We start from the raw sequence: 12,212 nt of genomic DNA, 5'->3' as shown, positions 1-12,212 counted from the left end.
AGATACCACTCCCTTAATGAATCGACAAATCGATAAATAAGCTGGCTAGGCGGACTCCAAGTCCTCCTAGCCGGCTTTCTCTATCACAACTCAATTATGTGATCGATGTTTTTCTATACTTGGGATTAATCAAGCGATGCTCACTCAGCAGACCTTTAACGATTGCAAAACAACCTGCGAGAAGCACCAATGTGAATGGCAAGCCCGTGGAGACAGCCATGGCCTGCAGCGCGACCAACCCGCCACCGAGCAGCAGAGCAATCGCAATCAGGCCTTCGATCACCGCCCAAAACACGCGCTGCGGCTTGGGGGCGTCGACCTTGCCGCCGGCCGTGATGGTATCGATCACCAGCGAGCCGGAATCTGAGGAAGTGACGAAGAAGACCACGACCAGCACGATGCCGACGAAGGAGGTGATGGCGGTCAGCGGCAGTTCGCCGAGCATCACGAACAATTGCAGCTCCAGGGCCGCATCCTGGACACCCTCGAAACCAGTGGTCACCAACTGGTTGACGGCGGTGCCGCCGAAGGCGGTCATCCACACTACCGAAACCAGCGAGGGAATCAGCAGTACGGCGATGATGAATTCGCGCACGCTGCGCCCGCGTGATACCCGGGCGATGAACATGCCGACGAAGGGCGACCAGGAGATCCACCAGGCCCAGTAGAAGGCCGTCCATCCCTGGCTGAAGTTGGCATCCTCGCGACCGAACGGCGCCGAGAGCGCCGGCAGGTGGGTGATGTAGGCGACCAGATTGTCCAGTACGCCGGTGAAGATCACCAGGGTCGGGCCCACGACGATCACGAACGCCAGCAGCAGGAAAGCCAGCACCATGTTGATCTCTGACAGCCGGCGCACGCCCTTGTCGACGCCAGCCACGATGGAGAGGATAGCGATCAGCGTGATGCCGATGATCAGCAGCACCATGGTGGTATCCCCACCCGGCGTGCCGAACAGGTAACCCAGCCCCGCCGTGGCCTGGGAGGCACCCAATCCCAGCGAGGTGGCCAGGCCGAACAGCGTTGCGAAGACCGCCAGGATGTCGATGGCATGGCCTGGCCAGCCCCAGATGCGCTCACCCAGCATGGGGTAGAAGATCGAGCGCATGGTCAGCGGCAGGCCCTTGTTGTAGGAGAAGATCGCCAGGGCCAGTGCCACCACGGCGTAGATCGCCCAGGGATGCAGGCCCCAGTGGAAGATGCTGGCCGCCATGCCCAGCCGCGCCGCCGCCTCGGGGTTGCCGACGGCGGCGCCCAGGGGTGCCCAGTCGCTGCGCATGCCACCGTCCAGGCTGGTACCGCCGAGAGAGGAGGCGAAGTGCGACATGGGCTCCGAGACGCCGTAGAACATCAGGCCAATGCCCATGCCGGCGGCGAACAGCATCGAGAACCAGGCCGAATAGGAGAAGTCGGGCCTGGCGTTGGCACCACCGATGCGCACCTTGCCCAATGGCGAGACGACCAGCACCAGGCAGAGCACCACGAAGATATTGGCGGAGAGCAGGAAGAACCAGGTGAGGTGGCTGGTCAGCCAGTTGCGCAGCCCGGTGAACAGCGGCTCCACTTCGCTGTGCAGGGCCAGGGTTAGAATGACGAAGAACAGCGTGACCAGGGCCGAGATGGCGAATACCTTGCCGTGGATGTCCAGGTTCAGCTTGAACTCGCCGATGATGTTGTCCTGCCCGATCACGTAATCGGTATCGATCAGGTCGGCTGGGCCCTCGGGGGCTGGAACTCCATCGGAGGGTGGTGAGATGGGTTCTTTCATCTACAGATTCCTCAAGTTGTTGTTATCTCGTTGCGGTGATGATCGCCAATGCTTCGGCTCCTCCAGTCGGGACGCCAGCCGGCTTGGCGGGACCGGTTGGCATCGTGGTTTAGCTGGCGGCTATATATTGGAATCGGGGAAGGCTGCCTTGCGGGTTGCCATGTAGTTGAGCAGAGCCTCGTCAATCGCCGGATCCAAGGGCGGCGCCTCGTATTCGGCGAGTAGTTTCTTCCACCGGGCGTTGGCGCGCTGGGCCATGTCCAGCCGGCCGTCGGCATCCCACTGCTCGAAGCTGTTGTTGTCGGCGATCAGTGAGAGGTAAAAAGCGTCCTTGAAGTTGGCCTGGGTATGCGCACAGCCCAGGAAATGCTTGCCGGGGCCGACCTCGCGAATGGCGTCCATGGCCTGGCCGTTCTCCGACAGATCGACACCCTTGAGCAGCGTCTGCATCATGCCGGTCTGGTCGGCATCCATGATGAACTTCTCGTAACCCATGGCCAGCCCCCCTTCCAGCCAACCCGCCGAATGCAGCGCGAAGTTGACGCCGCCCAGGGTGGTGGGCAGCAGGGTGTTGGCACTCTCGCTGGCGGCCTGGGCGTCAGGCAACTTGGAGGCGGTGAACGAGCCGCCGGAACGAAAGGGTACTCCGAGGCGGCGGGCCAGGCTCGCCATGACGTAGAGCACCAGCGCCGGCTCCGGCGTACCAAAGGTGGGGGCGCCGGACTGCATCGACATGGAGCTGGCGAAGCTGCCCAGCACCACCGGGGCGCCCGGGTTCACCAGCTGTATGAAGGCCATACCGGCCATGGCCTCGGCCAGGGTCTGGGCGGCGGTGCCGGCCACGGTCACCGGTGACATGGCGCCTGCCAAGATGAAGGGGGTCACGATGCAGGCCTGGTTGGCTCGCGCATAGACCTTTGCGGCACCCAGCATGGTGTCATCAAAGGTCATCGGCGAGTTGGCGTTGATCAAGCTGATCACACAGGTGCGCGGCTTGCCGGTGTCGGGATCGATCCAGCGTTCGCCGAACAGGATCTTGGCCATCTCGACCGTGTCCCGGGCGCGATCTGGGTGGGTCACCGAGCCCATGAAGCACTTGTCAGAGTACTTCATGTGGCTGTAGATCATGTCGAAGTGACGCTTGTTGACCGGCAGGTCGACTGGCTCACAAATGGTACCGCCGGAGTGATGGAGGCTCGGTGACAGGTAGGCGAGCTTGACGAAGTTCTGGAAGTCTTCGAGCGTGCCATAGCGCCTTCCACGGTCGATGTCGTGCACGAAGGGGCAGCCGTAGGCAGGCACGTAGACGGTGTGCGGCCCGCCGATCTCCACATTGCGTGCAGGATTTCGCGCGTGCTGGGTAAACTGGCGAGGCGCGCTATCCTGGATCAGCCGCCGGCACAGGCCACGCGGCATGCGTACGCGCTCCCCCTGCACGTCGGCACCGGCATCACGCCAGATCTGCAGGGCTTCCTCATCGTCGCGAAAATCGATGCCAATCTCCTCGAGGATGGTGTCGGCATTCTCCTCAAGGAGGGAGAGCCCCGCGTGATCGAGGATTTCGAAGTGAGGGATTTGGCGTGTGGCGTAGGGCTGGACCGAGACGGCGGTGGCCCCTCTACCGGCGCGGCGGGCGTTTCCAGCGGTGCGGGTACGGCGGCGAGATGAGGTGGAATCCATGGCGTTCTCCGGCTTTGTTTTGCAGAAAGTAGGTTGGAGAGAGGGCAACATGCGGAGCACCGACAGGCTGGCATTGCTCATCCAGCGACCCGCATATACCGACTGGTCTACCGCTGTGCAGCGCCATCGCCATAGGCGATGACGGTTATTAGGCCATCTCGGCCGACGTGCTCCCCCAAGCCAGCGACATGATGTCGTCGGGGAAGGGAATGTCATGCTGTCGGCAGGTGGCTTCCAAGGTGTTGAGTAACAGGCAGGCGATGGTCATGGGGCCGACGCCACCGGGGACCGGTGTAAGGGCGCCGGCAACCTTGCGGGCACCTTCGAAGTCCACGTCTCCAACCAGCCGCGTCCGTCCATCGGCCTCGATGCGATTGATGCCTACGTCGATCACCGTGGCCCCGGGCTTGATCCAGTCCTCCTTGACCAGGCACGGCCGGCCTACCGCAGCCACCAAGATGTCTGCCTGACGGCACACCTCCTCGAGTTGCCGTGTGCGTGAGTGCGCGACGGTCACGGTGCAGTGCTCCTTCAGCAGCAGGCTGGCCATCGGCTTGCCAACGATGTTGGAGCGCCCCAGCACTACGGCACGCTTGCCACTCAGATCACCCAGTTGAAATTTGAGCAGCGTCAGGCAGCCGAGTGGCGTGCAGGGCACCATCCCGTATCCCCCCGTGGCGATGTTGCCCACGTTGATCGGATGGAAGCCATCAATGTCCTTGGCTGGACAGATGGCCTGGATTACACGTGCCTCATCGACCTGAGGCGGTAGCGGCAGCTGGACCAGGATGCCGTGCACTTCCGGATCGCAGTTGAGCCGCTCGATCAGGTCGAGTAACTGGATTTGGGGCACGCTGTCAGCCAGGCGGTATTCGAACGAGGACATGCCAGCTTCCCGGGCCTGGGTCGCCTTGTTGCGCACATAGACTTGACTGGCTGGATCCTCGCCGACGAGGATCACGGCCAGGCCGGGTGTGATCAGGTCGTGCTGACGCAGTCTGCCTACTTGACGGCCGATCTCTTCGCGAAGCCGAGCGGCGTGGGCCTTGCCATCGATCAGGATGGACATGGTCTTTCCTCCTGTCGGGCGCCTCAGCGGAAGACGACGGTCTTGTTGCCATTGGGGAAGACGCGATGCTCCAGGTGGTAACGGACCGCCCGCGACAGCGCCATGTTCTCGGCATCGCGTCCCACGGCTGCCAATTGGGCAGGACTGTAGGTGTGGTCGACCCGTTCGACGACTTGTTCGATGATCGGCCCTTCGTCCAGGTCGGTTGTAACGTAGTGGGCGGTGGCGCCGATCAGCTTGACGCCCCGCTCAAAGGCCTGGTGATAGGGCTTGGCGCCTTTGAAGCCCGGAAGGAAAGAGTGGTGGATATTGATGGCGCGACCAGCCAGTTCCTCGCATAGGTTGGAGGAAAGGATTTGCATGTAACGCGCAAGGACGACCAGCTCGGCCCCCGTTTCCTCAATGAGGTCGAGTACCTGGCGCTCCTGTTCCTGCTTGGTCTCCGGTGTAATGGGTAGGTGATAGAAAGGAATCTCATACCAGTCGGCGAGGCGCTTTAGGTCGGGGTGATTGGAGACGATGGCCGGAATCTCCATCTTGATCTCGCCAGTCCGCTGTCGATACAAAAGATCATCGAGGCAATGATCGTACTTCGACACCATGATCAGCACCTTGGGCAGGGCCAGGGTGTCGTGCATCTCCCACTCCATGCCGTCGCGCTCGGCAACGCCCTGGCCGAATTCGGTCCTGAGTTCCTCCAACTTGGGAGTGATGCCAGGTGTGGTGGAAAAAACGCAGCGGACATAAAAATTACCGGTTTCAATTTCATCAAACTGGGCCAGCTCCATGATGTAGCAGTGACGCTGGGCAAGGTAGGTAGTAAGTCGGGAAACGGTACCGATGGCCCCCTTGCAGTTGGCCTTCAGCAAGTAAATATTCTTCCCTTCGATCATAGCGGACATGGCTAACCTCGGCGTCACTTGGCTGTTGTTGTTGAAGTTGTTCAGGCATGCGTCGCAATTTACTCCGGTGGCATCGGCGCGCATGTCTGCAGGCGACGCGAAACGTTGTCGCAGCGACCACGAGGGAAAAGTTTGAAAATCGTAAAAATTGACTCAAATCAATAAACTGCAAGATATTTTAAAAACGCCAGAAGGAGCGAGGCGCATGGCGCTTTTCGACATGAAGGCGTCGCTTGCATGGATATGTTCCCTAAGGCGAGCGCATACGCTGCATTCGCAACCATACCCGTAATTTGGGTATGGAATGACCAGGAGCGGAGCGCCATGACAGAACAGTACAATGAAAACGAAGACTTCGACCTAAACGACCTACCCGATGACGAGCTCGTCGAGCAAATACACGACGATCTCTACAATGGGCTACGCGACGAAGTGGTCGAAGGCACCGAGATCCTGCTCGAGCGTGGCTGGAGCGCCAACAAAGTGCTCGACGAAGCACTGGTGGGCGGCATGGCCATCGTTGGTGTCGATTTTCGTGACGGCATCCTCTTCGTCCCCGAAGTATTGATGGCAGCCAATGCCATGAAGGGGGGCATGGAAGTGCTGCGCCCCCTGCTGGCAGCTTCCGGCTCCGAGACCATCGGAAAGATCGTGATCGGTACCGTCAAGGGCGACATTCACGACATCGGCAAAAACCTGGTGTCGATGATGATGGAAGGTGCCGGCTTTGAGGTGATCGACATCGGTATCAATATCCCAGTGGAAGCCTACATCGAAGCGCTGGAAGAGCACAGGCCAGACATCCTTGGCATGTCGGCGCTGCTAACCACCACCATGCCCTACATGAAAGTCGTCATCGATACGCTGGTCGAGAAGGGGCTGCGTGACGATGTCATCGTCATGGTCGGTGGCGCCCCGCTCAATGAAGAGTTCGGCCAGGCCATCGGTGCCGATGCCTACTGCCGCGATGCCGGGGTGGCGGTCGATATGGCCAAGGAACTCATCGCGACGCGTCGCGCCGCCTGAGCCGAGGAGGTCCGCCGTCATGTCATCCACGCTCATCATTGCCTGCGGTGCGTTGGCTAGGGAGATCATGGCCCTGATCGACGCCAATGACTGGCATGATGTGCGCCTGGAATGCCTGCCAGCGGACCTGCACAATCGGCCGGATCGGATACCCGAGGCCGTGGGCAGGAAACTGCGGGAAGCATCGCGGTACTCGCGCATTTTCGTAGCCTACGCCGACTGCGGTACGGGCGGATTGCTGGACGAAGTGCTGGCCGAGCATGGCGCCGAACGGTTGCCGGGGGCACACTGCTATGACGTCTATGCCGGGGAGTCGGTGATCGCGGCGCTCAGCGAACAAGAGTTGGGCACCTTTTATCTGACCGATTTTCTCGTGCGCCACTTCGACCGGCTGGTCATCCAGGAGCTCGGCATCGAGCACCACCCCCAACTCGCAAGTCTCTATTTCGGCCAGTATCGCCGGCTCGTCTACTTGTCGCAGCGTGACGATCCCGCTCTTCAGGCGGCGGCCCAGCGTGCCGCCGCACGACTCGGACTCTCCTTCGAATACCGGCATACCGGCTACGGCGAGCTGGCGACCTCCCTGGTCCGCTTGGTCTCAGAGCCGGTCGCTGTAGAGCGAGCAACATGACAACTCTGACCATCGTCAGCTGGCGGGATATTCCCGCCCAGGTAATCACCAAGCAGGGGCGCAAGAGTGCCAAGGTGCTACTGTCGCCGCGCTTCCAGCACGCCATCGACCGGGCGGCCATGCGGGCTGGCAAGGGCGGCTCGGAGGCGTACATGGCCGACTGGCAGCGCAGCGTCCCGCGCGAGTGCAGCGACAACCTGCAGGCGGAGGCCGAAGCCGAGGCGGCACGCCTCGAGGCAAGCTTCGATGACGAGGCACTCAAGCAGTTGGTGCGCCAGAAGGGGCTGGCCCTGCCCGCCTGAGAGCGCCCGCGACGACGACAAAAACAATGACCATGGCCGCGGTCCCCGATCTCGGGGGCGGAGGCAAGGAGGGAGAGGATGTACAAGGTGAGGCGCTGGGTGGTCCGTCACGCCCGGCTGTTCGAATGGGTGTATCGAGGCTTCGAGCCGCTGCTGGTCAAGCTGCATCCGCTATGGCGGCGAATCGGCTATGAACGCGTCGAGGCCCCGGTCAAGGCTATCGAGAAGGGCGTCAAGGGCCTGCTGTTCGATTGCCAGATGTGCGGACTGTGTGCGCTCTCCGCCACCGGCATGTCCTGCCCCATGAATTGCCCCAAGAACCTGCGCAACGGCCCCTGCGGCGGGGTGCGTGCCAACGGCCACTGTGAGGTCAAGCCGGAGATGCGCTGCGTGTGGGTCGAGGCCTGGGAAGGCAGCCGCCGGATGAAGTATGGCGATCGCATCCAGGTGGTGCAGCAGCCGGTCGACTTCCGCCTGAAGGATTCCTCGTCCTGGCTGCGCGTGGTGCGCAAGCTGGCCGATCCAACCCGCGAGCGCGCGGATAGCGGAGCCGTGAAATGAAGTTCGACGACGAGCCCGTACCGGGCTACTCCCTGCCGATCCTGCCGGGCCACGTCTCGCCCGGGCGCCTGGAGCGCGTGCTGCGCGCCGGCAAGTTTGCCATCACCAGCGAGATCGACCCGCCGGACTCCGCCGACCCCGCCGAGGTGCTCAAGCGTGCGGCGATCTTCGACGGTTACGTGGATGCCATCAACGCCACCGACGGCTCCGGTGCGCACTGCCACATGTCCAGCGTCGGGGTCTGCTCGCTGCTCACCCGAGTGGGTTATGCCACCATTCTGCAGATCTCATGCCGCGACCGGAACCGCATCGCCATACAGGGCGAGATCCTGGGGGCCGCGGCCATGGGCGCCTGCAACCTACTGTGCCTGTCCGGCGACGGCGTCCAGGCCGGCGACCATCCCCAAGCCAAGCCAGTGTTCGATCTCGACTCCATGTCGCTCTTGGAGATCGCCCGTGGTATGCGCGACGAGTGTCGCTTCCAGAGCGGGCGCAAGATCGACGTGCCACCGCGGATCTTCCTCGGCGCGGCCGAGAACCCTTTTGTGCCACCCCTGGAGTGGCGCCCGCACCGGTTGGCCAAGAAGGTCGCTGCCGGGGCGCAGTTCATCCAGACCCAGTACTGCTTCGACATCCCCCGGCTGCGTGACTTCATGCTCAAGGTGAACGACCTGGGGCTGCTCGAGGGGCCGGACCGCGTATTCATCCTGCCCGGCGTCGGGCCGCTCGCCTCGGCGCGCAGTGCACGCTGGATCCGCGACAACGTGCCCGGCGTGCACATCCCCGATGCTGTGATCGCGCGCCTCGAGGGCGCCCAGAACCAGAAGGAGGAGGGCAAGCGGCTGTGCATGGACCTACTTCACCAGATCCGCGAGATCCCTGGGGTCAGCGGTGCCCACATCATGGCCTACCGCCAGGAGCATACCGTGGCCGAGATCATCGAAGGCACCGGCGTGCTGGAGGGCCGCGTGCCCTGGTACCCGGGGCGCGACAACCCGGCCGAACTCAATCCGGAGTCGCCCGACGCGCTGGCGGAAGAGTTCGAGCCTGTGTCGGGATGACCCATCCTTATCCGACCGCCAGCTTGGAGCCGCAACGCCACAGTTAACGACAACGCCTTCCGCAGGCACCCAATAGCAACGACAAGACACCATCACTGAGGAAGCATCATGACCGATACTGTCATCAGCTCGCACAAGAAGGAAGTCGTGATCGGCTTCGAGCGGCCCTTCGTGGTCATCGGCGAGCGCATCAACCCCACTGGCCGCAAGCAGCTGGCTGCGGAAATGGCCGCCGGCGACTTCTCCCGCGTGGTCAAGGACGTGGAGGATCAACTGGCGCACGGCGCGCACATGCTGGACGTCAATGCCGGCATCCCGCTAGCCGACGAACCGGCGATCCTGGCCCAGACCGTCGAGCTGGTGCAGTCGCTGACCGACGTGCCGCTGTGCATCGACTCCTCGGTCATCAAGGCACTCGAGGCGGGCCTGGCGGTTTATAAGGGCAAGGCGCTGGTCAACTCGGTGACCGGCGAGGACGAGAGCCTCGAGGCGGTGCTGCCGCTGGTGAAGAAATATGGGGCGGCGGTGGTGGCGATCAGCAACGATGAAACCGGCATCTCCCACGACCCCGACGTGCGCTTCGCCGTCGCCAAGAAGATCGTCGAGCGCGCCGCCGACCACGGCATCCCTGCCTGCGACGTGGTGGTCGATCCGCTGGTGATGCCGATCGGCGCGGTGAACTCGGCGGGCCGCCAGGTATTTGCCCTGTGCCACCGCCTGCAGCAGGAGCTCAAGGTCAACACTACCTGCGGGGCCTCCAACGTCAGCTTCGGCCTGCCCAACCGCAACGGCATTAATGCGGCGTTCATGAGCATGGCCATCGCCTCGGGGATGACCTCGGCGATCACCAACCCGCTGCACACCGAGATCATGACCGCGATCATGGGCGCCGACGTGATGATGGGGCACGACCCCGATTGTATGCGCTGGATCCAGAAATTCCGTGAGCCACCGGCCGTCGGTGCGGACGGGGCCGAAGGGCGCGGGCGGCGGCAGACGCGCCGACGCCGCGCCGTGACCTGAGCGCGAATAGTTGCCAGACCACTATAACAACGAACAACGCAAGCGCCTCGCCTGAGGCGCTTCGCTCTCCTGAACGAACCCCTGTGGACGGAGGTTCCCATGTCCGATGCTCACGAAGCGCTCGTCGTCTTCACCCCTTCCGGGCGCCGCGGACGCTTCCCGGTCGGCACCCCGGTGCTGGAGGCTGCTCGCGCGCTGGGGGTCGACATCGATTCGGTGTGCGGCGGGCGCGGCCTGTGCGGCCGCTGCCAGGTCGACCTCTGCGAGGGGCGCTTCGCTAAGCACGGGGTCTCGTCATGGCCGGATCACCTCTCCGCCAAGAGCGACACCGAGCAGGCCTGGGAGAAGCGTCGCGGGCCGCTGCGCGACGGCCGTCGGCTGAGCTGCTCGACCCTCCTGCTCGGCGACGCCGTGATCGATGTGCCGCCTGCCAGCCAGGTGCACCGTCAGATCGTGCGCAAGCGGGCCGAGGTGCTCGACATCGCGCTCGACCCCATCGTGCGCCTCTACTACGTGGAGGTGCAGGAGCCGGACATGCACGTTCCGGCCTCGGACATGCGCCGCCTCAAGGAGGCCCTGGCCCACGAGTGGCGGCTGACCGGGCTGGAAACCGACATCCGCGTCGTCCAGCAACTGCAGCAGGCCCTGCGCCGGGGCGGCTGGGGCGTGACGGTGGCGGTCCACGACGACCGCCGCCTCATCGCCGTCTGGCCGGGCTTCCAGGCGCAGGCCTACGGCCTAGCCGTGGACGTGGGCTCGACGACCATCGCCGCCCACCTGTGCCATCTGCAGACCGGCGAGGTGGTCGCCTCCACCGGGCGCATGAACCCGCAGATCCGCTACGGCGAGGACCTGATGAGTCGGGTCTCCTATATCATGATGCACCCCAGCGGCGATCAGGCCATGACGCGCTCGGTGCGCGACGCCCTGAACGAGCTGACGGTGGAACTGGCCACCGAGGCTGACGTGCCGCTGGACGCCATCCTCGAGGCGACCTTCGTCGGCAACCCGATCATGCAGAGCCTGGTGTTCGGCATCAACCCGGTGGAGCTGGGCGGTGCGCCCTTTGCGCTGGCCACCGACGAGGCCATCGACGGGCTGTGGGCCACCGAGATGGACCTGGCCATCCACCCCAACGCCCGGGTCTATGGCCTGCCCTGCATCGCCGGGCACGTGGGGGCCGACACCGCCGGGATGATCCTCTCCGAGTCGCCCTACCTGGGCGAGGAACTGATGCTGCTGGTCGACGTGGGCACCAATGCCGAGATCGTGCTGGGCAACCGCCACCGGCTGCTGGCCTGCTCCAGCCCCACCGGGCCGGCCTTCGAGGGCGCCCAGATCAGCGGCGGGCAGCGGGCGGCTGCCGGTGCCATCGAGCGGGTGCGCATCGACCCCCTGACGCTGGAGCCGCGCTTCAAGGTCATCGGTGGCGAGCTGTGGTCCGACGAGCCGGGCTTCGACGCGGCGATGGCGTCCCACGGTATCACGGGCATCTGCGGCTCGGGCATCATCGAGGTCGTCGCCGAGATGTACCTGGCCGGCGTCATCACTCGGGACGGCATCGTGCAGGGCGGCCTGGCGGCGCGCAGCGAACGGATCGTGGCCGACGGGCGCACCTTCGCCTACGTGCTGCATCGCGACGCGACGCGGACCATTGCCATCACCCAGGCCGACATCCGCGCCATCCAGCTGGCCAAGGCCGCGCTCTACGCGGGCATCCGCCTGCTGATGGAGCACTTCGGCACCGACCGCGTCGATCGCATCCGCCTCGCCGGGGCCTTCGGCGCTCACATCGACGTCAAGTACGCCATGACCCTGGGGTTGATCCCCGACTGTGATCTGGCGCACGTCACCTCGGCGGGCAACGCCGCTGGCACGGGCGCGCGCATCGCCCTATTGAGCCGCAAGGCGCGCCGCGAAATCGAGGAGGTGGTGCGCCGCGTGGAAAAGGTGGAGACCGCCACCGAGCCGCGTTTCCAGGAGCACTTCGTGGCCGCCATGGCGATCCCTCATCGCCACGATCCCTTCCCGCAACTGAGCGCCCACGTGACCCTGCCGGCGGTGACGGAGGATGCCAGCGCCACAGCGCGCGGCGGCCGGCGCCGGCGCCGGCAGCGCGCCTGAAGGGGCGACTCTCTAACGCTCTGTCAATGTGGCTGCACAGAATGACACCAAGGGTGGTCGGCAAA

The 12,212-nt window shown here is 63.9% G+C and carries 11 protein-coding genes; 7 read left to right on the top strand and 4 right to left on the bottom strand.

Features of this window, described 5'->3' with window-relative positions; translation table 11 throughout:
- Positions 1–94 precede the first annotated feature (94 nt).
- The 4 genes from HNO51_RS01015 to purU all read right to left on the bottom strand — a co-directional run bounded on the left by HNO51_RS01015 (position 95) and on the right by purU (position 5,419).
- A complete protein-coding gene (locus HNO51_RS01015; protein WP_197449234.1) occupies positions 95–1,768 on the bottom strand; it encodes a BCCT family transporter in 1,674 nt (557 codons plus the stop codon).
- 120 nt (positions 1,769–1,888) lie between these two features.
- Positions 1,889–3,448 carry a trimethylamine methyltransferase family protein gene (locus HNO51_RS01010; RefSeq protein ID WP_197449233.1) on the bottom strand — a complete coding sequence of 520 codons (1,560 nt, stop codon included), beginning with the start codon at positions 3,446–3,448 and terminating at the stop codon, positions 1,889–1,891.
- Between the two features lie 148 nt (positions 3,449–3,596).
- The gene (gene folD / locus HNO51_RS01005; protein ID WP_159548134.1) at positions 3,597–4,517 is read right to left on the bottom strand and encodes a bifunctional methylenetetrahydrofolate dehydrogenase/methenyltetrahydrofolate cyclohydrolase FolD; all 921 of its coding nucleotides are present in this window, start codon (positions 4,515–4,517) and stop codon (positions 3,597–3,599) included.
- Between the two features lie 23 nt (positions 4,518–4,540).
- The gene (purU, locus tag HNO51_RS01000; RefSeq protein ID WP_159555647.1) at positions 4,541–5,419 is read right to left on the bottom strand and encodes a formyltetrahydrofolate deformylase; all 879 of its coding nucleotides are present in this window, start codon (positions 5,417–5,419) and stop codon (positions 4,541–4,543) included.
- A 237-nt stretch (positions 5,420–5,656) separates the two neighbouring features.
- Between purU and HNO51_RS00995 the strand changes: the two genes are divergently transcribed.
- The 7 genes from HNO51_RS00995 to HNO51_RS00965 all read left to right on the top strand — a co-directional run bounded on the left by HNO51_RS00995 (position 5,657) and on the right by HNO51_RS00965 (position 12,147).
- A complete protein-coding gene (locus HNO51_RS00995) occupies positions 5,657–6,445 on the top strand; it encodes a corrinoid protein (protein WP_234283659.1) in 789 nt (262 codons plus the stop codon).
- Between the two features lie 19 nt (positions 6,446–6,464).
- A complete protein-coding gene (locus HNO51_RS00990) occupies positions 6,465–7,076 on the top strand; it encodes a DUF1638 domain-containing protein (protein ID WP_159548130.1) in 612 nt (203 codons plus the stop codon).
- Positions 7,073–7,378, top strand: coding sequence for a virulence factor (locus HNO51_RS00985; RefSeq protein ID WP_159548128.1), 306 nt, complete (start codon positions 7,073–7,075; stop codon positions 7,376–7,378). Before HNO51_RS00990 ends, HNO51_RS00985 begins: the two co-directional genes overlap by 4 nt.
- Positions 7,379–7,456: 78 nt before the next feature.
- Positions 7,457–7,939 carry a methylenetetrahydrofolate reductase C-terminal domain-containing protein gene (locus HNO51_RS00980; RefSeq protein WP_159548126.1) on the top strand — a complete coding sequence of 161 codons (483 nt, stop codon included), beginning with the start codon at positions 7,457–7,459 and terminating at the stop codon, positions 7,937–7,939.
- Positions 7,936–9,000, top strand: a complete 1,065-nt coding sequence (locus HNO51_RS00975; RefSeq protein WP_159548124.1) for a methylenetetrahydrofolate reductase — start codon at positions 7,936–7,938, stop codon at positions 8,998–9,000. The genes HNO51_RS00980 and HNO51_RS00975 overlap by 4 nt, the downstream gene beginning before the upstream one ends.
- 108 nt (positions 9,001–9,108) lie before the next feature.
- On the top strand, positions 9,109–10,023 hold the full coding sequence (locus HNO51_RS00970) for a dihydropteroate synthase (RefSeq protein ID WP_197449232.1): 915 nt from the start codon (positions 9,109–9,111) through the stop codon (positions 10,021–10,023).
- A 99-nt stretch (positions 10,024–10,122) separates the two neighbouring features.
- Positions 10,123–12,147, top strand: a complete 2,025-nt coding sequence (locus tag HNO51_RS00965; RefSeq protein WP_209538271.1) for an ASKHA domain-containing protein — start codon at positions 10,123–10,125, stop codon at positions 12,145–12,147.
- Positions 12,148–12,212 lie beyond the last annotated feature (65 nt).

The sequence above is a fragment of the Billgrantia sulfidoxydans genome (assembly GCF_017868775.1).
Lineage (GTDB): Bacteria > Pseudomonadota > Gammaproteobacteria > Pseudomonadales > Halomonadaceae > Halomonas > Halomonas sulfidoxydans.
This window is presented reverse-complemented; position numbering and strand designations above follow the sequence as displayed.